We start from the raw sequence: 21674 nt of genomic DNA on the forward strand, positions 1-21674 counted from the left end.
TTCGTGAAACAGCAAGGAAAGTGGTGAAAACATTGCTGAATGCGGAGGGAAGAGAAACAAGAAAACAGAAATATCAACGGAAGAATCGTTCGTATAAAATGTTGTTCTGGCTAATGCTGGCAGGGGTCTGGATTGCGATAATCTGGCTGATGTCTTCCCAATCCTATCAACAACAAAATATTCAGCCATGGCTTCAACGTTTGACCAAACAGGTGCACATCGGGGTTACATTGCCCGATGTGCACCTGTTTTATAATGGGCACGAGTATTCACTAAAAGAAAGGCCTTATGCTTTTGTAGAATTCCTCTTTCGCAAGACTGCGCATCTATTAATCTACGCTGTACTCGCAGTATTAATCTATGGCAGTCTGCGTTACAAACGGGTGAGAGGCATAACTTGTATTACGTTGGCGCTGATGTTCGTTGCAGTGATTGCCTCCATTGACGAGTATATCCAACAGTTCAGCCCCAATCGTACGAGTTCAATCTGGGATGTCGGTGTAGACTTGATTGGCGGAAGCTGTGGCATTGCACTTTACACAGGAATTCGAACTCTAGTGAGGAGAAAATAATTCATTTCCCAGGAAATGCAGTGTGTAGTCCAGGCATAGCTTCTACTTGTTTTCAAACCATCATACATATGGGGTAGGCAGGACAAGGGGGCTGAATGATGTTAAGAAGAAGAAACCGTAATGCACTGCTCAAAAAAAGTGGGCTTATTTTATTTGTAATGCTTTTGTTGTGGCTGATTATTAGAAGTGTGCCGGCTTTGTTCCGTGCGGATGCGCCTACAGAGGCGGCGGCAGTGGCAGAAGAGTTTTACAAATATGAACAAACGGGTGACTTCGGAAGCTCCTGGGAGCTTTTTCATCCTTTAATGAAAGAGCGGTTCCCAAAGAGTGCTTATGTGCAGAACAGAGCACACATCTTTATGCAGCATTTTGGTGTGCAGACGTTTGAACTGGAGATGGAGCCGCCAGAGCGGGAGTTTGATGTGGAGATCATTCAGGGCGTGAAGCCCTTTCCCGAAGCATACAAAATCAAAGTGACACAAACGTATTCCGGGACCTTTGGGAAGTTTAGTCTGGTGCAGACTTGTTACCTTGTACAAGATGGCAAGCAGTGGACGCTGTTATGGTATTATCCAGATGACAGGAATCACAACACTAAAACTTCATCGTAATGAATTATATAATTCGTCGACAGGTGAAATATTGAATATTACATATAATGTAATGTATTTGGAGGTTGACCACGCCGATTTGTATCATTAGTCCCTATTCAAGTGCTATGAATGCGAGACTTTTGTCGTGTTTATAGCGTTTTTTTGAATTTTGAACCTATTTTGGTGCTTAAAAAGCTTGACAATAGTCCCGGTGTCAAGTAAATTACGAATTAGGATACAAAATGTATCAATTTTCAGCGCCTAACGACAAATAACAGGGACTAGAGGCTCCCTGTGAGGGGAAGGTATTCCATTGAATGAAACGGGCCGCTTTTACTGTGTCAGTTGTGGGATGATTGTGTCGGTCGCTAGAGACGCTGCCCAGAAGCAAGAGGGCTATGGAGGCAATCACGTATTTCGTACTGGATTTTACCGGAGTGAAATGCCGCTTGGGTGCTGTGAGGCGTGTGTAGTTGAGTCAAAACGAGAAGGTAAATCCCAGTTTGCAGGACAATATACTAAAGATTATGATACACTATGCTCATATGAGAAACGGGCATGAAATAAAGCCCTTCCATGAAGGAGAGGATTGAATGCAGCAGGAGCCGGTCGTCCGACTTCAAGGCGTCAGTAAAATCATTTCCTCCCGATCATTGGTCAGCGACCTGACTCTGGATATTTCTCCAGGGCAGGTTTTTGGTTTTTTAGGACCGAATGGCGCGGGGAAGACAACAACGATTCGAATGATGGTAGGTTTGATGTCCATCAGTAAAGGAGATATTTTCATCTCCGGACACAGTGTGAAGAATGAGTTTGAACAGGCGATATCCCAGGTGGGGGCAATTGTTGAAAATCCGGAGATGTACAAATTTCTGACTGGATATCAAAATCTGGTGCATTTTGCCCGCATGTCACCAGGTGTTACTAAAGAACGTATTGCAGAGACCATTGAACGTGTAGGCCTGACAGCCCGCATTCACGACAAGGTGAAAACCTATTCTTTGGGGATGCGTCAGCGCCTTGGTGTCGCACAGGCTATATTACATAGACCCAAGCTGTTAGTTTTGGATGAGCCAACGAACGGTCTCGACCCTCAAGGCATAAGGGAGTTGAGGGATTATCTGCGGCTCCTCACCCATGAAGAGGGAATCACTGTATTTGTATCAAGCCATCTGTTGTCCGAGATGGAATTGATGTGTGACACCGTAGCTATTATTCAAAACGGTAAATTGATTGATGTTCGAAATCTGCGGGATGAGCAAGGTTCAGATGCTTTAATTGAAGTTGCATTTGAAGTCAATGATGCTGAACGTGCTGTCGAACTCATGGGAGGAGAGGCAGCCATTCAGGGTAAGGTTGTCGTGTTGTATCTCTCACGGGAACAGATTCCGGAGGTCAATGCCAAGCTGGTCCGTGAAGGTGTGCAGGTTTACGGCATTCGTAGTGTGACTCGTACATTGGAAGATCAATTCTTGCAAGTGACTGGAGGTGGCGGTATTGGGTAGTTTCGGCAATCTGCTGCTGAATGAAAATATGAAAGTGTTCCGTCGTGTGCGTACTTGGGTTATGTTAGCTATTCTTGTTCTGATATCGCTGCTAATGCCCGTGTTGATGAAGCAGGGGTTGGGGACAAGTGATACCTTGTTTTGGCAGCCTGCGGCTACAACAGTTCAGATCGCATTTTTTCTGAATACCATCTTCTGTGTAGTCATTGCAGCAGAAACGGTGGCGGGTGAGTTTACATGGGGAACCATCAAACTGTTACTTATCCGACCGTGGTCACGCAGTAAAATCCTGGCTTCCAAATATCTCACTGTAGTGGGCTTTAGTTTATTAAGCACACTACTGGTCATTGGAATGGCCATACTTAGCTCGTATATTCTCTTCTCTCATGAGGTTTCGGTAGACAGTAACATAATCGCAGGAGATACGTTTACGAGATGGGCATATCTGTATATCGACCTGTTTATTACACTTGCGATTGCTTTCATGGTTTCTTCTGTATTTCGCTCGGGCGCGCTTGCAATCGGTCTATCCTTGTTCATTATGTTCACGCAAAATATATTTTCACTGATCTTTAATCCGGATCGTTATGAATGGGCTAAATATGTTCTGTTCAATAATATGGATCTGAGTAAATATATGGACTCACCATCAGGTATGGGGTTAATGAATGGTCCAAGTGAGGGAATGACTCTCGGGTTCTCCTTGGCAGTTCTCGCTGCATATTATGTCATCTTTATGGTGATATCCTGGGTTGTGTTCAATAAAAGAGATGTGGCGGGTTAATTCCTGCCTCTTTTTTTTGTTTGCATGTGGCATAGCTGTCTATTCAGGGTACATACTGGTATTGTAATGTTAGAATCATATTATTGACGCAGTCACCTTGTCAGGGCGCGCATGGAGGGATCATGTTTCTTGATTAACAACAAATTTTACCGCATATGCACAGCAATTATTTTACTGTTGCTGATCGTGTATCTGGGGGATAAAGTCAACTTTATTTTCCGCCCTCTCACTTCGCTGATTCATATCATTATTATCCCGCTCTTGATCGCAGGGTTTTTCTATTACCTTTTGCGTCCGCTTGTGGACTTCATGGAACGGCACAAAATAAAAAGGGCACTGTCTGTTCTCATTATTTATGTCGTTATTGGACTTTTCATCGCAGGATTTAGTGTTCTCGTGTGGCCTTCCCTGCGGGAACAGTTATGGAATTTCATCGAAAATACACCTAAGCTTGTTTCTTCCCTTGTGGAGCAGATTAAAGCGCTGGAAAACAATCGTTTTCTTGCCCGTTACCTGCCTGAGGATTCAGACTTGTTCACCAGATTGTCAGAGTATTTAAGTCAGGGGATTACGCAGGTTACGGATTATGTCTCTGGTCTGTTTTCCGTCGTGTCCAACTTGGTCATTATTTTGGCAACATTTCCGATTATGCTCTATTACATGCTCAAGGAAGGCAGCAAATTCGGAACCAACTTGACGCTGTTATTGCCGAGACATTACCGAAAAGACGGGGAAGAAACGGTGCATGAAATTGATGAGGCTCTGAGCAATTATATCGTAGGCCGGGTTATCGTTAATGTGGCGCTGGGCATTCTCATGTTTATCGGTTTTCTTCTTATCGGGTTGCCTTATGCGTTATTGTTAACGGTTGTGTCCATTATTCTGAACTTTATCCCTTATGTAGGTGCGCTACTGGCGGCGATTCCTGTTGTGATTGTTGCTTTTATCGACTCGCCTTCCATGGCTCTATGGTCTCTGATCATTATCGTCGTTGCACAGCAAATACAGGATAATCTCATCTCTCCTTATGTGTATGGCAAACAGCTCGATATTCATCCGTTAACTACGGTGATCCTGCTACTCGTTGGAGCCGACCTTGGCAACATTCTAGGTATGATTATTATTATTCCGCTCTATATGATCCTTAAGATTATATTTAAGAAAATCCAGAACCGGATTGTTGAAGATCGAGCAGATGCCCAATGAGGTCAGGCTCAGGTTCGGACTCAGCATAATGAAAAGGTCTGTCCACCGTCGTAAATCACGATGGACAGACCTTTGTTTTGATTAAACGCTGGTTTCTTTCTCGTCTTCATCAGTGTAGTCTGACATGTTCAGTGGTTCTTTAGGAACGATCGCAACTTTATAGAAGCGATTTTTATCTTTTTCCAGCAGGACAAATGTCAGGTTCTCATATTCATACTCATCCTGTTCGTTCATCTCCGGACGATGGCTGTAGAGCCATCCACCAATGGTATCCCATTCATCCGCATCCAGCGAGGCCATGAACATATCGTTGACTTTGGACAACGAAACTTTGCCATCCAGAATGACATAGTGTTCATTCACAATCTGGATTTCTTCTTCTTCGTCTGCGTCAAATTCATCGCGAATCTCGCCGACGATCTGCTCGAGTACATCCTCAATCGTTACAATCCCCGATGTACCTCCATACTCATCAACGAGAACGGCGATATGCACGCCATCCTTCTGCATTTTTTTCAGCAGATCCTTAACCGGAGTGGTCTCATGAACGGCAGACACGGGTTGAATCAGGGAAGACAGGTCCACAGGTTCGTCGTTGCCATACAGCTCCAGAAAAAATTGTTTCGTATTGATGATACCAATAATATCGTCTTTGTTCTCGTTAACAACGGGAAAGCGAGTGTATTGTTCTTCCCGAATGATCTCGAGATTTTCCTCGTTCGTTTTATTTAGATAAAGGCAGACCATGTCGGTCCGTGGAACCATGATCTCTTTGGCCAGCATCTCATCAAAAGCAAAGATTCGGCTCACATAACCAAATTCCGCCTGATTGATTTTTCCGCTTTCAAAGCTTTCATTGATAATAATCTGCAACTCTTCTTCGGAGTGTGCATCTTCATGTTCGGAAGCAGGCTTGATGCCAAACAATTTAACCAACTGGTTCGCAGAGCCGTTTAACAGCCAGATAAAAGGATACATTACTCGGTTAAACCAGATGATAAGGCCGGACGTCAACAGTGCAACAGTCTCAGCTTTGCGGATCGCTATCGTTTTGGGTGCAAGCTCACCCACAACAACGTGTAGATATGTGATCGCTACAAAGGCAATGACAAATGACAAGAATGAAGCGAGTGAATCCGGGATACTCATGCTTTCGAACACCGGGTGGAGAATTTTCTCTACCGTAGGTTCACCGAGCCAGCCCAGTCCGAGAGACGTAATCGTGATCCCTAGCTGACAAGCAGACAGGTATCCGTCCAGATTGGCGACAGCCTGTTTCACAGCAAGCGCCCGTTTGTTCCCTTCTGCAATCATTTGATCGATCCGGCTCATACGTACTCGTACCAGAGCGAACTCCACTGCCACAAAAAATGCCGATAGCCCTATCAAAACTGCAACTAAAACCAAATTTATCGCATACCTCTCACTGTCCATTCACTACTCTTCTCCTTTTAAGTCATAAGTTTTTAACGAGTATTATATCTAATTTTACGTAAGAAGACCACCTTCTCCTGAAGAATTGAGGAAGAGTCTGGAAGATATATGATTAGGAAACCATGTTGGAAGCAGGTTTTATCGTTGTTTAAGCCCATATACCTTTGATGACATAGTCATTTATAACAAGCTGCAGTCAGAACTGTTATGCACCAAAATATGTTATTTTGCTGCTTATGTAAAGTTTTATCTACGTGTTCGTTACGAATGGGGTCGACATTGGGTATCTATGATTAGCTGGAAACAATATCGTCAAAGCTGGTTAGAATGAAAGAAGTGTAATCATACGAAGCCAGATAAAAAGATAATGAAAAATGAGATAATCAAATTAGATAGTAGGAAGTTGAGGAGGAGGCCGCATGTTCTGGCTGGTCATTATTTTACTTGTTTTTATTTTTCAAGCGGCTACGATTCTTGTGCTGGAGTTCCGCAACCCGGCCAAAGCGGTGGCTTGGTTGTTTATATTATTTTGCGTGCCTCTGATTGGATTCGTCGTGTACTATTTCGTGGCCCAAGATTACAGTAAACGCAAAAAGCTACGAAAGGGCGGGTCACGAATTTTTCGCGAAATGCGTGAAACGATCTGGAAGCAGGCTCACATCGTAGATGAGATTGCTCAAATGCCAGGTGACAAGTATAACCATCAGCACCGTTTGTTTAATCTGTTATCCCATCTGTCCGAGAGCCCTATTACAGGTTGTAACCGGAGCAAAGTGCTTACCAATGGGGAAGAGGCTTTTGCCGCTATGCTCAGAGAGATGGAAAAGGCGAAGCATCATCTGCATGTCGAGTTTTATATTTTCAGAGATGATGTAATTGGTACTCGCTTTCAGCAGGTGATGATCCGTAAAGCGCAGGAGGGAGTTAAAGTCAGGTTCATCTGTGATGGACTTGGCAGTCATAACCTCAGCTGGAGTTTTATTCGTAAGCTTCAGGATGCGGGCGTGGAATTTCATTTTTTTCTGCCGCCGCTCATTGCGACGATTGATCGCAGAGTCAATTACCGAAACCACCGTAAAATTGTAGTTGTAGATGGGAAGGTTGGCTTTGTGGGAGGTATCAACGTCGGAGATGATTACCTTGGTCAATATCCGGAGGTGGGCTTTTGGCGGGATACTCACGTGCAGATCGAAGGTGATGCGGTTTATTTTCTCCAGAGCACGTTTCTGAATGACTGGAAGCTGGCTTCGGGAAAACGAATTATGGAACCACAGCTTGCGGAATTATTTCCGTCGCATATTTGCAGTGGAGGGGAACGTATTCAAATTTTGGGCAGCGGCCCTGATCAGGATTGGGATGCCATACAGGAAATGTGTTTTGGCGCGATTTCAGTCGCTTGTGAACGGATATATATAACTACACCGTATTTCATACCAGATCCGGCTCTTTACGAGGCTCTCAAGACCGCTGCCGTCAGCGGCGTGGACGTGCGAATCCTTATTCCCTATCAATCCGATTCGCGGCTGGTACATCTGGCCTCCCTTTCTTATGTTGAGGAGTTGCTGCGTGCAGGTGTGAAGTTTTATCAATACCGCAAAGGTTTTGTGCATGCCAAGGTGATGATTGTAGATGAGTTGCTGGCAACGGTAGGCACAGCCAATATGGACATGCGAAGTTTCTTCTGTAATTTTGAATTAACGGCTGTATTGTTCGAGAGCTCTGCAATTCATCGTTTGCTGCATGATTTTGAACGTGACCTGGAGGAGTGTAGCCAAATTGATACCTTCGCATTCCAGCATCGCTCACGCCTGCAAAAAGGGGCAGAAATACTTTCTCGGATGCTTTCTCCGCTTCTTTAGCCGATTTAGGGCAGTTTTCTGAGGATAAATTCACTTTTTTTGAATTTATCTTCTTTTTGCTAAGTATTTTGCTCCAATTTGATCTTTTATGATATAATAGTTATATAAATCATGTCGTGATGAAGGAGGGGGAGTCTGGGGAAACAGGCTCCCTTTTGCTCTCTTTTGGAAGTGTGATCCGGCAAGCAGTACATCTTGAATCTATTTTATATCGCCTTTAGATGCCCGTTTTGATGGTGGGTCAGAGTACATGCAGAATACAGTTTGCTCAATTTCTACATGGAGCTTCCCCGTGGAGTAATTTAATGGATATATAAAATGGATTCACATTCTGATTTTACGGGGGGGATACCATGTCCAATGTAACGGTGAAAGAACTAACGGCCAAGCAAGCCGACCGCGGCGTCAAAAGCTCGGTCTTTACGCTGAAGTTGCTGCAGCGTGTTGTAATGATCCTGATCGGTGCTGTGCTCATGGCTGTATCGCTTGAAGTATTCCTCGTGCCAAACGGCGTCATCGACGGCGGTATCACGGGGATCTCGATTATGGTGTCAGAGCTTACACATCTGCCGCTGGGGATATTCCTGACTTTGCTCAATCTGCCTTTTCTAATTCTTGGTTACAAGCAGATTGGTAAGACCTTTGCATTGTCCACATTGCTAGGGATCGTCGTGATGTCTATTGGAACATCGTTGCTGCACAAAGTTCCAGCACTTACACCAGGTGAACCACTTCTGGGGGCAGTATTCGGCGGATTGATTCTGGGCGTGGGGGTAGGTCTCGTTATTCGTTCAGGTGGTTCACTGGACGGTACAGAGATCGTTGCTATTCTGTTTAGTGAGAAGTCACCATTGTCTGTAGGACAGATTGTTTTGATTATCAATGTATTTATTTTCGCGGGTGCTGGATTTGTGTTCGGCTGGCCGAATGCACTGTACTCCATGATTGCTTATTATATTGCCATGAAGATGATTGATATCGTAAATGAAGGGCTGGATCAATCCAAGTCCGTTTGGATCATCAGTGAGAAGTATCGTGATATTGGATCGGCGTTGACGGATCGTCTTGGACGCGGTGTAACGTATCTGGACGGAGAGGGCGGATTCAGTGGGGATGAGAAAAAGATTATCTTTGTTGTCATTACCCGTTTGGAAGAAGCCAAGCTGAAGTCCATTGTAGAGGATTGGGACCCGCAAGCTTTTGTAGCCATCGGTAACATTCATGATGTGAAGGGTGGGCGTTTCAAGAAAAAAGGCATCCATTAGCGTTCCTTTCTTCTCGATTTGACACAAACAGCACAAACAATAGAAAATACCAGCACCATATATGTCGTAAGCAAATAGCCGATATCCTGAATACAGGGTATCGGCTATTTTTTCTTGAGATGCTTCAGGATCACTTCCATAGGTTGCGGAGGTACGTTTGCAATCAGATCACCAGTGGTATTCAGGCGTTCCGTAATATTCATGAGGTGATAATCCTGAATGGAGACATCACGGCGCACCTCATCCCAAGTGAGCGGTGTGGAGACCGTTCCCCCCGGCTTGGCGCGAGGTGTATAGGGGGCAGCGAGCGTTTTGCCGCCATAATGTTGCAGATAATCAAAGTAAATCCGATCGCCCCGATCTTTTTTGAGCCGTTCCAGTGTAAACAATTCGGGATGCTTTTGCGTAACATATTTACCTACGAAGTGCCCGACGTCCCGTAGTTCATCAAATGTTACGCCAGGAGTAATCGGTACAATAATTTGAACACCTGTAGCCCCAGAAGTTTTGGGAACGGATTGCAATCCAAGTGAAGACAAGGTTTCTCCAACAATTAAGGCGGCCTGCATGATTCTCGGCTCGTGCTCCATCGAAGGGTCAAGATCAATCATCCATTCACACGGCAGCGTACTGTTAATGGCATGCAGCGAAGGGTGGAATTCAAGCGCTGCAAGATTCCCCAGCCAGAGCAACTCAGGTAGTCCGTTCATGACGATGTAACGTATGCCTTCATGATCTTGAGTGTGCACAAAATCGGGCAATGGCTCTGGCGCATTTTTTTGATAAAAGAAAGTGCCTCCGGCGCCATGAGGATACCGAATGGTTGTCAGTAATCGGTTACGAGTGTAGGTCAACAGATACGGGGCCAGCGCCGCCAGCTTTTCCAGGTAGATAGCCTTGGTTACACCAGCTTCAGGCCATAACAGCTTGTCTGGATTCGTGACGGTAAGTTCTACACCTTCGATTATGATGGAGCCTTTGATTTTGTGTGGCATAGATGACCTCCTTTTTAATCTTCCTGCTGGAGTTGGTTTGCCAGACAGTCTTCCGGGGTCACGTCTGCGAAAGTCTGAATGCTAGGATGCCGTAACGTTCGGTGATGTGTCAGTTCCATATACTGCACCTTAAGTCCAATCTCAGGTTTTACCCAAGTCGTCTCTGCGCTGCGCTCAGGAACATTATGGAACGGTCTTTCCTTGATAATCAGTGGCTGTACCTGTGAAGTGAGTTCTCGCCAGCGGTTGATGTTTAACTTCCCTGTTCCAACATGACCGATATAAATAAAATGGGGCCCGTCATATACGCCGATCGCAACAGCATTCACAATTCCATCGCGATATGTGACGCCCCCGATCATGGCATACAGATCATGCATGATTTTGACTTTCTGCCAGCGGGAGTCCTTTCCTCCGATCCCGTAGGTGCTGGAGAGGTCTTTACAGACGATGCCTTCCATGTGATGTTTCCTCATGACATGAAGCAGGGCTGTTGCATCCGGTGCGTTGGTAACCTCCTGTACTTGATGGCTGGTATGAAGCACTTGGTGGAGTAGCTGCTGGCGATCTGACAATGTCTGATTGGTGACCCAATTTCCATCATAAAAAAGAATGTCAAATACCATATATGTAATCGGGATCTGATGGGTGGCCAGAATAATGTTATCCGGCTTGCTCATCCGATCCCGGCGAAGCACATGATAAAAGGAAGGCCGGCCTGTGTCTGGATCGAGCGCAATGATCTCGCCGTCCAGAATATAAGAGGCACCAGAACATAGATTGCGAGGTCGCACAAGTTCGGGATACTGGGTCGTCCGATCGTGTAACCTGCGATTGATCAGTCTCAATTCCTCCCCGTTCTCATAAGCGAGCATACGTACACCATCCCACTTGATCTGTGCAATCCATTGCGAGCCTACAGGTAGTGTGTCCCTGGATATGGGTTCAAAGGGAATGACAGGTTTGAACATGTACTACTCCTTTCCCTCAGCCAGCCACAGTATATTTGAGTTAAACCAAGTGGGGAGAAGGTTAATTTTTTTGCAACCGATATTTAAAACGATGAACCAGAATCAGTAGCAACGGAAGGAAAATGCCACAAGTTAAATCCCAGTCAATCCAGTACGGAATGACCACTTTAAGATAAAACGTTTCATTTGGTGCGATCAGGATGGAGCAAGCCAAGATAAGAAGTGCAGCTGGAAAGATTAAACTCCGATAGCTGGACAACCGAAATAGATGAGCGAGGCCAAGCACAAAGCTGTAGAAAAAGAGCACACTTTTGAAGAATACAGCGATAACCCAGACAGACGCCATAATCGCTTCTATACGCTCTAAGAAGTTGCCGATATTAATCAAGCGTGACAAATTAAACGAAGTAAACCAGTAATGCTGTGTCATAAACGGACCCATAATAAGCAGACATATCCCTAGTGTTAGCGTTAGCATTAATCCGCCGATCATACCCATGAGCAAAAAATCTCTTTTCAGATGAGTACGCTGTTCCGTATAAGGCAATAACATCATGAAAATACATAGTTCACAGTACGGGTAAGTAAGTACAGCGATAAAACCTTTGAATGGGTCGAGAATACCCTCACCCAGAATGGGCTTTATGTTGTCGAGCTCGGCTTTGGGGAGCAGACATAAGGTGAGAATAATCAAGAACAGAACAACGAGCGGTAACAAGACTTCAGCAGTTCGGCCAATGTTAGGGAGTCCTGCTCTCAGTCCCCATGCCAGCGCACAGATAAATGTCAGATGAAGCACCCATAGCGGTGAGTTCCTCAGAATCTCGGTTGCCATAAAGTCTCCCATTTCACGGATAAACGTCGATGCACTAATTAGAAAATAAAAAAGATAGAACACGCTGACAGCAGCGCCGATCCATGGACCCAGCACTCGGAGTACATGTTCAATCAGATTTAGCCGCGGGTTCAGATTATATACAGTGAACATGATCAGAAGTACTACCATTCCTCCCGCTACGCCAAGCAAGGAAGAGATCCAGGCATCCTGCTGAGCGTAAGATGTAATCATGGAGGGGAAAACGAGGATCTGTTCACCGATCGTGCAAAGGAACATGAACGAAGCGAGCTGCCTGACGGTCAATCGTCCCTTTTCAATCATTCTAAAACTCCTTCATTTGGCGTGGTTTAGTTCTGGTTAGGATGTGCCAATATATCCGAATTTATCAGATGGTATATAAAAAAGCCTGAGCCGCTTCCTCTCCTGATGAAGCTTCGGAGAATAAGGGTCAGGCTTTTCATAGAAACACGAATTAGATTTTATGCTGCTGAAACCAAGCGAATTCGGATATTTTGTGGGTCTACCGCATACCATGCTTCGGCATCCCGGGTCACTTCAACGCCCGATTGGCGTAAACGTTCAACGGCTTGTTCCACCTCATCAGGCTCGGCATACACAATTGTAAAATAGTCAATGCCCGTAGCATTGGCAGGATTAACTGGAGCATTGACACCAGCCCAGATGTTCAGCCCGAGATGGTGATGGTAACCGCCAGCAGAAACAAACAAGGCTGACATGTTAGCGAAGTTGCCCACGATATCAAATCCGAGCACGCCTGTATAGAAGCTGCGGGCTTCTTCCAGACTGCGGACGTGAAAGTGAACATGACCGATAACGGTACCAGCAGGCAGGCCGGTCCAAGTTTCATTAGCCGAGAGATCAAATAAACTTTGCACATCTACCGGATCACTCGCCATGATGTAATTATTATCATTATCCCGTTTCCAAGTTTCGCGAGGACGATCAGCGTAGATTTCAATCCCGTTGAGATCGGGGTCAGAGATATAGAAAGCTTCACTCACCAGATGATCCCCTTGGCCAATATCGATTCCGGATGCGACAAGATTACGAATAGCAAGTCCTAACGATGTACGATCAGGTAGCAGGATGGCAAAATGGTACAAGCCCGCATGGGATCGCTCAGGTAAAGTGATGCTGTCCTTTACTTCTTCAAGGCGAAGAAGGACGTTTGTTCCGTCAGCGGTCATTGTAGCGATATGCTCCTGGCGTGTCAGCAGTTTGAGGCCGACAACGCCCGTATAAAACTGAATGGATCGATCCAGATTACTGATTTTGAGACTTACTTCACCCAAGTGGGTTGTAGCTGGAATATGATATGTGGTACTCATGGTTATTTCCTCCTTATAATGAATGCTTGTTGTTGGACGTTCGACGTTCAGCAAATTACGAGGGATATATCTTGCAAATATCAATTTTAATTCTGCGTACTTGGTATCGGGAATGAATGAAGAAGTAGTGAATAACTTCAAAGTGTTAAAAAATCGGTATACATCACTTTATAAATATAAATAAGTTACTTTTCATAAGTTAATATAAAATATTTACTTTATTTAGTCAATAACTTTAACCGAAATATGTAGATCGTTGATAGTCATAGATGTGTAAGTGATCTGGAGGTGAGTGAAGTAGATGAAAAGAGGATATCGATATATATAAATAAAATGGATTCTGCCGACTACTAACGAACCGGGAGCAAGCCGTCTTTGGCTAATATGATCCAATAACGGTTCGTTAGACATGAGCAGAGAACCTGGCTATGCAAGCAAATAACAGGGAGTCGACAGAACATGCAACTTTGTAAATTGTGTCCTACTTCACCAGCATGCGTAGATTACGCTTTAGGTTTGGTTGGGGCTTTTTTACGTTTCGTTGCAGCAGGTGTATCAGTTTCGCCACCAGCAACTGCCTGCACGGTTTTTTTCCGGGGAGCGCGCTTTTTGGGCTTGGCCGTAGTTGATCCAGGGTCCGCAGGAATAGGCTTGACTGCTTCGATACTTGCTTGAAGGGCAGCCATGAGATCCATTACATTGGCTTCAGGTTTGGCTGGAGCGATCTTGATTTCCTCACCTGCGACTTTGTGTTGAATGAGATCAAGCAGTTTGGCTCGATAATCATCCGTGTATTTTCCAGGTTCAAACGGAGTAGATAGTTGGTCGATCAGCAATTTGGCCATCGTAAGTTCCTTTTCGTTCACATTCTGTATTTCGGGAAGGTTGGGAACCTGAGACACCGGACGAATCTCATCCGGGTAAAAGATAGTTTCCATTGACAAACAATCTTCCAGTACCCGGATGGCCGCCAGACTACTTTTGGATCGAATCGAGATTTTGGCAATACCGATTTTGCCTGTATCCCGCATAGCGTTCATGAGCAATTGGTAGGCATTTCCACCGGCCTGGTCGGGAGAGAGGTAATACGTTTTTTGAAAATAGATCGGGTCAATCTCAGTCAAATCCACAAAATCCAGAATGGTAATGGTTTTGTTGCTGTATTCGTTTAATGCTTCGAGTTCTTCTTTTTCGAACAGAACAAATTTACCTTTTTCGTACTCATATCCTTTGGTTATCTCTTCCCATTTCACTTCAACTTCACAGGAAGGGCACTGGCGTACATAAGCAAGCGGACTCCCGCAGACATTGTGAATGTAACGCATGGAGATATCTTTGTCCTCTGTAGCCGAGAACATTTTGACAGGCACGTGTACGAGACCAAAGCTGATTGCACCTTTCCAGACCGTATGCATAAGGGCGGCTCCTTTCGAGTCCTTTTTGTTAATAGTATGGGCAGGTGTTGTAAGGGATAGTCGTAAAATCTGGATTGTATGGTGGTTTGGAATATCCAGATGACTCTCCGGCATTTTGTATGGTTCTGCAAGAGTCGGGGATGATAACAGAAACATGATGGGGAGGTGCCAGATGAAGAACAGGCGAGATGAGGAAGAGGCGCACAAGCATACGTTTACACCCTATCCTCTGGAGGATGCCGAGAGTGGAGAAGAGTTTTATACGCCAGCAGCCGATGTGAATTGGGAAGCGGTGACTTCCGAGAAGCTGCCGCTGGATCGTGAATCATTTATGCTGGATATCGATCGTATGGTGAATGAGGGATTAGGTGGCGGTCAGGTGACGGAGGATAATGGTTATATTGGTGACAGTACAACAGATACGATCGTTCAGGAAAAGCATAACGAAGACCCGGAAGGAGACTACGAATAATATGATGGATGCAAAGCGGGCGAAAGCAATATATGAAGCCAAAGATACTATTGCTGTGACCCTTGAAGGGGAGCCTGTCTGGATAGAAAATGTAGATGAGGCCAACGGTATGGCGACTGTACAGGTGGGCAGCAGACCGGGGAATACCCAAACGGTACGTGTAGATCGTCTGGAGGAGTAGTAACAATAACAAATGTGACAAGTACTGTATAACTACAGGATGATGTAGCGATATGATAGCTAAATATCGTGGAAGGATAACGGATGAGATAATGGGTAAGACCAGCGATAATCTATTGAAAACCGTTAAGTGCGACCGGTACCGGATGGTGCCGGTTGTTTTCGTTATGTTCTTTCAGGGAATTATACGGAAGATGGTTATGAGGCCTAGCCTTTCCAGCATGTTCCTTTGATGTTGCGGGCAAGGAAAGGGACCGATATAATAAGGTTCAAAAGTGAACTCAGACGGGGAACCGTCAAAGGTGGGGCGTATATTGAATCAGACGCATAAGCAGTGGGTATATGAGTCCCATAGCATTGCAGATACAGAAAGGCTTGCGTCCGCTCTTGCGGCGCAGGCACATGCCGGAATGGTAATTGCACTGGATGGCGATTTGGGCGCGGGCAAAACCGCTTTTTCACAGAAATTTGCTTGGCATTTGGGTGTGAAGGGTGTCGTGAGTAGTCCGACTTTCACGCTGATCAAGGAATACGAGGGGCGATTACCGCTATATCACATGGATGTGTATCGCATTTCGCTGGAAGAAGCGGACGAGCTGGGTCTTGAAGAGTATTTTTACGGTACGGGGGTTAGTTTGGTTGAGTGGTCCAGCATCATTCCCGAGTTGCTGCCGCAAGAGCATCTTCATGTGCAGATTGAGACGACAGGACTTGAAGATCGAACGATAACGCTGGATGGGTATGGTGAGGCGTATGCCTCAATATGCGAACAGTTCAGACAGAATGGAGTTTAAAATGATGGAAGATTTGCAAAAAAAGCCGCGTCAGCGGTTTTTGGTGTTGGATACATCCACCGCAGTAATGGCCGCAGCGGTGATGGAAGAACGCTCGCTGCTGGAAGAGCGCAATGAACGTGCCGAGCGCAATCACTCGGTGCACGTTGTGCCCGTGATGGAGCAGCTGCTCGCTGCCAGTAACACAGAGCCGGGCCAGCTGGACGGGATTGCCGTCGGTATTGGACCAGGCTCGTACACGGGCATCCGCATTGCGGTGACCGCTGCGAAAACGCTGGCCTGGGCCTGGGACATCCCCGTTGCCGGGGTGTCCAGCCTGCAGGCCCTCGCCTGGGGCGGCTGGCACAGCGGCCTCGCCGCCAAGGCGCAAGCTGCGGCAGATGATGCCGCAGCCGGGGCTGGCGGAACGCCATCCGCGGACCAGGACGGCACGAGTGCCGTCCCTGTCCACTGGATCGTTCCGCTCGTAGATGCGCGGCGCGGTCAAGCCTATACCGCGCTGTTCGCCTCAGCCGGCAGCGCTGCGCCCCGCCGGCTGGCGCCGGATGCCATCCGTGAAATGCACGGATGGCTGGAAGAGCTCGCCGCCCGCTTGGCGGAGGCGGCGCCGGAAGAGCGGCCCTCTGCCGTCTGGATCGTCGGCGAGACGGGCCAGCATGCGGCGGCAGCGGCAGAGCTTCGCTGCCCCGCAGACACGGCGCTCCAGCTCGTCCCGTATGAGCTGGAAGGCCGCTGGATTGGGCGCCTCGGCGCCGAAGCGCTGCTTGCAGGTCAGCGTGACGACGTACATGCCCTGGTGCCGAACTACACCCAGCTTTCCGAAGCGGAAGCCAATCTGCTGCGCAAAGGCTGAAGGGAGAGGGAGAGCGGATGGACAACGCAGTGAACAAAGGACAGGAAACGGATTTTCAGTTCAGACTCATGACGGTGGAAGATATTCCTGACGTGATGGAGATTGAACATGAGGCATTTACCCTCCCTTGGACGGAAGAGGCCTTTCACAATGAATTGAAGAATAATCATTTTGCTAAATATATGGTCATGGAGCTGGACGGCACTGCCATTGGGTATGCGGGCATGTGGACCATTATGGACGAGGCACACATTACCAATATTGCGGTGAGAAAAGCCTACCAGGGTCGCAAACTGGGCGAGAAATTGCTTGTCGAGTTAATGAAAACGGCTGCTTATCTCGGCATGGAGCGAATGACGCTGGAGGTCAGGGTGACGAATATCGTAGCTCAGAATTTGTATCAGAAAAAAGGGTTTGAATCGGCGGGTCTGCGCAAAGGGTACTACTCCGATAACGGAGAGGATGCAATGATCATGTGGGCGGTACTTCCGCCTGCAGGCCGGAGCGGCGAAGAGGAAGGAAGCGTAATGGATTCATGAACGATCTTATAGATAATCAAGGCGGAAAGCCATCCTATATTCTGGCGGTAGAGACAAGCTGTGACGAAACATCGGTAGCCGTTGTAAAGGATGGGCGTGAGGTGCTGTCCAATCTGATCTCTAGTCAGATCGAGACGCATAAAGCGTTTGGCGGAGTCGTACCCGAGGTCGCTTCACGCAAGCATGTTGAAGTTATCACGTTGATGCTTGAACAGGCTATTGAGCAGTCCGGCATCCGTCCGCGTGATTTGAGCGCAATTGCAGTCACGCAGGGGCCTGGACTTGTCGGCGCGCTGCTGGTGGGTATCGTCGCAGCCAAAACGCTGGCGATGGCGCTTGGCAAACCGCTCATCGGCACCCATCATATTGCTGGTCATATTTATGCGAATCGTCTTGTGCGTGAATTGCAATATCCTGCAATGGCTCTTGTCGTATCCGGAGGACATACAGAGCTTGTGCATCTGGAGTCTGAGGGCAAATTCAAGCTGATTGGCCGCACAAGGGATGATGCTGTCGGTGAAGCATATGATAAAGTAGCTCGTGCGCTCGGATGTCCTTATCCGGGAGGGCCGCATGTAGACCGCATGGCGTCGGAAGCTAAGGATGTGGTTCCTTTGCCGCGGGTGTGGCTTGAAGCAGGATCATATGACTTCAGTCTCAGTGGATTGAAATCGGCTGTACTTAACGCACTGAATCAGGCCAAGATGCGCGGGGAAACATTGGAGCCGTCTGCAGTAGCGCGCGGTTTTCAAGAAGCTGTCGTTGAAGTGCTCGTGGAAAAAGCGGTGCGTGCTGTTCGTGAATATGGTTCACGTCAGTTGCTTCTGTGCGGCGGGGTTGCGGCCAATCGTGGTTTGCGGACGGCTCTGCAGGAACGCTGTGCGAAGGAAGGGCTGGAACTTGTCATTCCGCCAATGGAATACTGCACGGATAATGCAGCCATGATCGGCGCGGCGGCGCATCTGAAATGGATTCGCGGCGAGGGCACCGATTTTGACGCCAAAGCAGACCCTGGTCTTTCTTTGGAAGCCTGGTCAGTACAATCCAAAGCGTAAAATTTTGTGGAGCCCGCTACTTAACGTGGTGTGTTTGGAGAAGAGATTGTTCATTTTTGAAATCAATGGTTGACAGCGGTTTGTGAAGAATGTATATTAGTTACAAATTTAAACAGGAGTTATCTCCTGAATCAAAAACGCGATGAACAGGAACAGTAAGGTCACTCCGGGTCATTAGAGAGCTGCGGGATGGTGCAACGTAGCCGAAGGAAACCTGAAACTCACCTGGAAGCGGAACGATGGAACACGGCTAGCAAGAAACAGCCCGAAGGCTGGAACCAGCCATAAAGTATATCGTTACGGGTTGCCTCCGTGAAAGGGCCATTGTGATCGATTCACCTTAGGATTAGAACGAGACGGAGGTTACCTCCGTTACGCTAGTTGTAAGTGTCGGGAATGGATGGACAATATTGAGGGGACTTTCAGACCGTTATTGGAACGGGATGGGAGGTCAACAAGAGTGGTACCGCGAAGGTTAACAGCCTGTCGTCTCTTGCATTATGCAGGAGAAGGCAGGCTTTTTTGATTTCAATTTTGGAGCAACATTAACATATCAAACAAATGTAATGAACGGGAGCAGTAGAACGACAATGGCGCTCAGAGAGCTGCGGGGTGGTGCGACGCAGTGGCTGGAAACGTTTGAATCTCGCCCGGGAACAGAGCTTTGGAAACATGGGATACGTTTAACCGCTACCTTCAAGGCGGCAGCTCATGTGTACATAGCAACGGCTAACCCCCGTTACAGGGAGTTTCTCTTGAATTCAATGACTGGCTTAACGCAGACTGTTGCGTAGTTCAGTACATTTCATGAGAACACGAGGTGGATGGTGTCAGCGCAAGCTGGGCCATCAAGCGAGAGTGGTACCGCGGAGGGGAGAATAACCCGCCGTCTCTTTGATGAGATGGCGGGTTATTTGTATTGCTGCCGGCAGCAGGGTGGGCAAAAGCTACAACCATATGGGATGTACAGGGCATCAGTCCGACTCGGAAATAATTCAGAGTGTAAGTCGACGTACACTTTGAACCAACCATTGAACATAACTTTTCTAGCAAACAAACATAGCAGAGCAGAATGGAATGGAGATCGAAAGCATATTTGCGCCTGTTACCAGCAATGGCAGGTTTATTATGAACCCGGCAAAACGATATCTCGAAAATTTAATGGAGGTTGATGAAAATGACAACAAACCCGAATAAACGTATGATTGAAATTTTTGATACAACACTGCGAGATGGAGAGCAAGCACCCGGAGCCAGCCTGCATCCTGAACAAAAAATAGAACTGGCTCACCAGCTGGCAGCGCTTGGCATAGACGTCATTGAGCCTGGATTCCCCATCTCCAGTCCAGGGGAGTTTGCGGCGGTTCAGGCGATCTCAAGACAATTGCAACAGGTTGAAATCTGCGGGTTTGCACGTGCAGTCAAAGGAGACATCGATTCTGCGGTGAAGGCTACCGCAGATGCTGCCCGGCGCCGAATCCACCTGTTTATATCCTCATCGGATATTCATATTGAGCATCAGCTTCGCCGTCCTCGCAGTGAGGTGGTAGCTACGGCTCGGGAGATGGTTTCCTATGCGCGTCAGTTTACGGATACTGTGGAGTTCACGGCGATGGATGCTGCGCGTACCAAGATGGATGATCTGATTGAGATGGTCGAAGTAGCCATTGAGGCAGGAGCAAGCATTATCAACCTGCCGGATACGGTTGGTTATGCGCTGCCGCATGAGTATGGAGAGATGTTCCGACGCGTGCGTGAGGGAGCAAGAGGCGGCGATAAAGTGCGCTACAGTGCGCACTGCCATAACGATCTCGGGCTTGCCGTGGCGAACAGTCTGGCTGCCATTGCGAACGGTGCTTCTCAGATTGAAGTGACGATTAACGGAATAGGGGAACGGACAGGAAATTGCGCGTTAGAGGAACTGATCATGGCGCTGGAAACACGCGGAGATGTTATCGGAGCAACGACCAACATCAAGCTGAACCAGCTATATGAGACATCTCGCCAAATCAGCCGGGCCATGCACTTTCCGATTGCTTATAACAAACCGGTTGTTGGACGCAATGCCTTCCAGCATGAGTCGGGCATTCATCAGGACGGTTTGCTGAAGAACCGCAATACGTATGAGATTATGGACCCTGAAGCACTGGGCATTCCGCGTAGTATGATTATTTTGGGTAAACACTCCGGTCGTCATGCTCTGAAGGATCGGGTACGCAAATACGGATTTGAACCGGATGAGCAGCAGATGGAACAGTTGTACGAAGTGTTCAAAGTCACTGCGGACCAGCAAAAAGTGGTAAGTGATGACCAGTTGCTGCAAATGGTCAGCCAAACGATGAATATTCCGGCACAGGACTATGAATTGCTTGAACTGCAGGTGACGGCAGGCAGCATGACAGACCGTATGGCTGCGGTCCGCATTCGTACGAGTGCAGGAGAGCATGCTTATTCTGCTGTAGGCAAAGGACCTGTCGATGCTACAATTCAGGCCATTGGGCAATGTATCTCAGATGACATTACATTTGTAGACATGGAGATGCATGCCTTGAGTGGGGGAGAAGGAGCCAGCGCGGAAGCGGTGATTACGGTGGAACGTGCCGGACGAGAGTTCAGAGGAACGGCAACGCACCATGATATCGTTATGGCCGCAGGTTTGGCGTACGTGGCGGCATGTAATGCAGCAGGACTAAAAGCGGAATCTGTGGAAAGTGAAGAGGTGTCCGTACATTAAGATGCCTTAGAAATATTAAAATGGTATAGCAAAATAAGGCTTGAAAAGGGTTCCTTTCCGTCACGATGTGGGGAATGGAACCCTTCTCTGTTGGAACCGAAAAGAAGATGATGGAACAAGGACTATAAAGCAATAATCGGATCTGTCAAGGTGTGACTATAGTTATCCACATATTCAGTATAATTTGTGGGTAACTGAGGTTGGGTCCTGCAACAAGTGTTTTCGAAACAAGTAGCTTGCAGGGGATAGAATACATCCGAG

Annotated in this window: 20 protein-coding genes and 2 other annotated features; of the genes, 14 read left to right on the forward strand and 6 right to left on the reverse strand. The window is 47.0% G+C overall.

The window, feature by feature from the left end:
* Window positions 1-23: 23 nt before the first annotated feature.
* From AC1VYS_RS06615 to AC1VYS_RS06635, 5 genes are all read left to right on the forward strand, one after another.
* Window positions 24-572, forward strand: a complete 549-nt coding sequence (locus AC1VYS_RS06615; protein ID WP_482913549.1) for a VanZ family protein — start codon at window positions 24-26, stop codon at window positions 570-572.
* A 98-nt stretch (window positions 573-670) separates the two neighbouring features.
* The gene (locus AC1VYS_RS06620) at window positions 671-1183 is read left to right on the forward strand and encodes a hypothetical protein (protein WP_482913550.1); all 513 of its coding nucleotides are present in this window, start codon (window positions 671-673) and stop codon (window positions 1181-1183) included.
* 575 nt (window positions 1184-1758) lie between these two features.
* The gene (locus tag AC1VYS_RS06625; RefSeq protein WP_482913551.1) at window positions 1759-2670 is read left to right on the forward strand and encodes an ABC transporter ATP-binding protein; all 912 of its coding nucleotides are present in this window, start codon (window positions 1759-1761) and stop codon (window positions 2668-2670) included.
* Window positions 2663-3454, forward strand: a complete 792-nt coding sequence (locus AC1VYS_RS06630; protein WP_482913552.1) for an ABC transporter permease — start codon at window positions 2663-2665, stop codon at window positions 3452-3454. Before AC1VYS_RS06625 ends, AC1VYS_RS06630 begins: the two co-directional genes overlap by 8 nt.
* Before the next feature lie 129 nt (window positions 3455-3583).
* Complete coding sequence (locus AC1VYS_RS06635) at window positions 3584-4660, forward strand: AI-2E family transporter (RefSeq protein WP_482913553.1); 1077 nt, start codon at window positions 3584-3586, stop codon at window positions 4658-4660.
* Window positions 4661-4741: 81 nt separating this feature from the next.
* On the opposite strand, the gene AC1VYS_RS06640 is transcribed toward AC1VYS_RS06635, so the two are convergent.
* Window positions 4742-6094, reverse strand: coding sequence for a hemolysin family protein (locus AC1VYS_RS06640; protein WP_482913554.1), 1353 nt, complete (start codon window positions 6092-6094; stop codon window positions 4742-4744).
* 419 nt (window positions 6095-6513) lie between these two features.
* On the opposite strand from AC1VYS_RS06640, the gene cls reads away from it, so the two are divergent.
* Together cls and AC1VYS_RS06650 are read left to right on the forward strand one after the other, a co-directional pair.
* Window positions 6514-7953: a cardiolipin synthase gene (cls, locus tag AC1VYS_RS06645; protein WP_482913555.1), complete on the forward strand. Its 1440-nt coding sequence runs from the start codon at window positions 6514-6516 to the stop codon at window positions 7951-7953.
* A gap of 353 nt (window positions 7954-8306) precedes the next feature.
* Window positions 8307-9218, forward strand: a complete 912-nt coding sequence (locus AC1VYS_RS06650; protein WP_482913556.1) for a YitT family protein — start codon at window positions 8307-8309, stop codon at window positions 9216-9218.
* A 104-nt stretch (window positions 9219-9322) separates the two neighbouring features.
* Here AC1VYS_RS06650 and ligD read toward each other — a convergent pair whose 3' ends face one another.
* The 5 genes from ligD to ku form a co-directional block, all read right to left on the reverse strand.
* Complete coding sequence (ligD, locus tag AC1VYS_RS06655; protein WP_482913557.1) at window positions 9323-10213, reverse strand: non-homologous end-joining DNA ligase; 891 nt, start codon at window positions 10211-10213, stop codon at window positions 9323-9325.
* 14 nt (window positions 10214-10227) lie between these two features.
* Window positions 10228-11184 carry an ATP-dependent DNA ligase gene (locus tag AC1VYS_RS06660; protein WP_482913558.1) on the reverse strand — a complete coding sequence of 319 codons (957 nt, stop codon included), beginning with the start codon at window positions 11182-11184 and terminating at the stop codon, window positions 10228-10230.
* 61 nt (window positions 11185-11245) lie between these two features.
* Window positions 11246-12343: a GerAB/ArcD/ProY family transporter gene (locus AC1VYS_RS06665; protein ID WP_482913559.1), complete on the reverse strand. Its 1098-nt coding sequence runs from the start codon at window positions 12341-12343 to the stop codon at window positions 11246-11248.
* 158 nt (window positions 12344-12501) lie between these two features.
* Window positions 12502-13371 carry a VOC family protein gene (locus AC1VYS_RS06670; RefSeq protein ID WP_482913560.1) on the reverse strand — a complete coding sequence of 290 codons (870 nt, stop codon included), beginning with the start codon at window positions 13369-13371 and terminating at the stop codon, window positions 12502-12504.
* A 503-nt stretch (window positions 13372-13874) separates the two neighbouring features.
* Window positions 13875-14786 carry a non-homologous end joining protein Ku gene (ku, locus tag AC1VYS_RS06675; RefSeq protein WP_482913561.1) on the reverse strand — a complete coding sequence of 304 codons (912 nt, stop codon included), beginning with the start codon at window positions 14784-14786 and terminating at the stop codon, window positions 13875-13877.
* A 172-nt stretch (window positions 14787-14958) separates the two neighbouring features.
* Here ku and AC1VYS_RS06680 point away from each other — a divergent pair, with 172 nt between their 5' ends.
* The 7 genes from AC1VYS_RS06680 to AC1VYS_RS06710 all read left to right on the forward strand — a co-directional run bounded on the left by AC1VYS_RS06680 (window position 14959) and on the right by AC1VYS_RS06710 (window position 21413).
* Window positions 14959-15258: a hypothetical protein gene (locus tag AC1VYS_RS06680; RefSeq protein WP_482913562.1), complete on the forward strand. Its 300-nt coding sequence runs from the start codon at window positions 14959-14961 to the stop codon at window positions 15256-15258.
* Between the two features lie 4 nt (window positions 15259-15262).
* Entirely contained in the window at window positions 15263-15439 is a 177-nt protein-coding gene (locus AC1VYS_RS06685; RefSeq protein ID WP_482914932.1) for an H-type small acid-soluble spore protein, read from the forward strand.
* A gap of 313 nt (window positions 15440-15752) precedes the next feature.
* Window positions 15753-16232 (forward strand): tRNA (adenosine(37)-N6)-threonylcarbamoyltransferase complex ATPase subunit type 1 TsaE, encoded by a 480-nt coding sequence (gene tsaE / locus AC1VYS_RS06690; protein WP_482913563.1) that lies wholly within the window; start codon window positions 15753-15755, stop codon window positions 16230-16232.
* Between the two features lie 4 nt (window positions 16233-16236).
* Window positions 16237-17085: a tRNA (adenosine(37)-N6)-threonylcarbamoyltransferase complex dimerization subunit type 1 TsaB gene (gene tsaB, locus AC1VYS_RS06695; protein ID WP_482913564.1), complete on the forward strand. Its 849-nt coding sequence runs from the start codon at window positions 16237-16239 to the stop codon at window positions 17083-17085.
* 17 nt (window positions 17086-17102) lie between these two features.
* Entirely contained in the window at window positions 17103-17624 is a 522-nt protein-coding gene (gene rimI, locus AC1VYS_RS06700; protein WP_482913565.1) for a ribosomal protein S18-alanine N-acetyltransferase, read from the forward strand.
* Entirely contained in the window at window positions 17621-18679 is a 1059-nt protein-coding gene (tsaD, locus tag AC1VYS_RS06705; RefSeq protein WP_482913566.1) for a tRNA (adenosine(37)-N6)-threonylcarbamoyltransferase complex transferase subunit TsaD, read from the forward strand. Before rimI ends, tsaD begins: the two co-directional genes overlap by 4 nt.
* A gap of 133 nt (window positions 18680-18812) precedes the next feature.
* Window positions 18813-19176: a binding site (T-box leader), on the forward strand.
* 60 nt (window positions 19177-19236) lie between these two features.
* Window positions 19237-19576: a binding site (T-box leader), on the forward strand.
* A 280-nt stretch (window positions 19577-19856) separates the two neighbouring features.
* Window positions 19857-21413 carry a 2-isopropylmalate synthase gene (locus AC1VYS_RS06710; RefSeq protein ID WP_482913567.1) on the forward strand — a complete coding sequence of 519 codons (1557 nt, stop codon included), beginning with the start codon at window positions 19857-19859 and terminating at the stop codon, window positions 21411-21413.
* The last annotated feature ends 261 nt before the right edge of the window (window positions 21414-21674 follow it).

This window comes from Paenibacillus sp. G34 (assembly GCF_056856875.1).

Coding starts and splice junctions, on each gene's coding strand:
- cls (WP_482913555.1), top strand. CDS start 6,514: ATGTTCTGGCTGGTCATTATTTTACTTGTTTTTATTTTTCAAGCGGCT.
- AC1VYS_RS06685 (WP_482914932.1), top strand. CDS start 15,263: ATGGATGCAAAGCGGGCGAAAGCAATATATGAAGCCAAAGATACTATT.
- AC1VYS_RS06670 (WP_482913560.1), bottom strand. CDS start 13,371: ATGAGTACCACATATCATATTCCAGCTACAACCCACTTGGGTGAAGTA.
- tsaD (WP_482913566.1), top strand. CDS start 17,621: ATGAACGATCTTATAGATAATCAAGGCGGAAAGCCATCCTATATTCTG.
- ku (WP_482913561.1), bottom strand. CDS start 14,786: ATGCATACGGTCTGGAAAGGTGCAATCAGCTTTGGTCTCGTACACGTG.
- rimI (WP_482913565.1), top strand. CDS start 17,103: ATGGACAACGCAGTGAACAAAGGACAGGAAACGGATTTTCAGTTCAGA.
- tsaB (WP_482913564.1), top strand. CDS start 16,237: ATGGAAGATTTGCAAAAAAAGCCGCGTCAGCGGTTTTTGGTGTTGGAT.
- AC1VYS_RS06660 (WP_482913558.1), bottom strand. CDS start 11,184: ATGTTCAAACCTGTCATTCCCTTTGAACCCATATCCAGGGACACACTA.
- AC1VYS_RS06625 (WP_482913551.1), top strand. CDS start 1,759: ATGCAGCAGGAGCCGGTCGTCCGACTTCAAGGCGTCAGTAAAATCATT.
- AC1VYS_RS06680 (WP_482913562.1), top strand. CDS start 14,959: ATGAAGAACAGGCGAGATGAGGAAGAGGCGCACAAGCATACGTTTACA.
- AC1VYS_RS06710 (WP_482913567.1), top strand. CDS start 19,857: ATGACAACAAACCCGAATAAACGTATGATTGAAATTTTTGATACAACA.
- AC1VYS_RS06640 (WP_482913554.1), bottom strand. CDS start 6,094: ATGGACAGTGAGAGGTATGCGATAAATTTGGTTTTAGTTGCAGTTTTG.
- AC1VYS_RS06650 (WP_482913556.1), top strand. CDS start 8,307: ATGTCCAATGTAACGGTGAAAGAACTAACGGCCAAGCAAGCCGACCGC.
- AC1VYS_RS06620 (WP_482913550.1), top strand. CDS start 671: ATGTTAAGAAGAAGAAACCGTAATGCACTGCTCAAAAAAAGTGGGCTT.
- ligD (WP_482913557.1), bottom strand. CDS start 10,213: ATGCCACACAAAATCAAAGGCTCCATCATAATCGAAGGTGTAGAACTT.
- AC1VYS_RS06665 (WP_482913559.1), bottom strand. CDS start 12,343: ATGATTGAAAAGGGACGATTGACCGTCAGGCAGCTCGCTTCGTTCATG.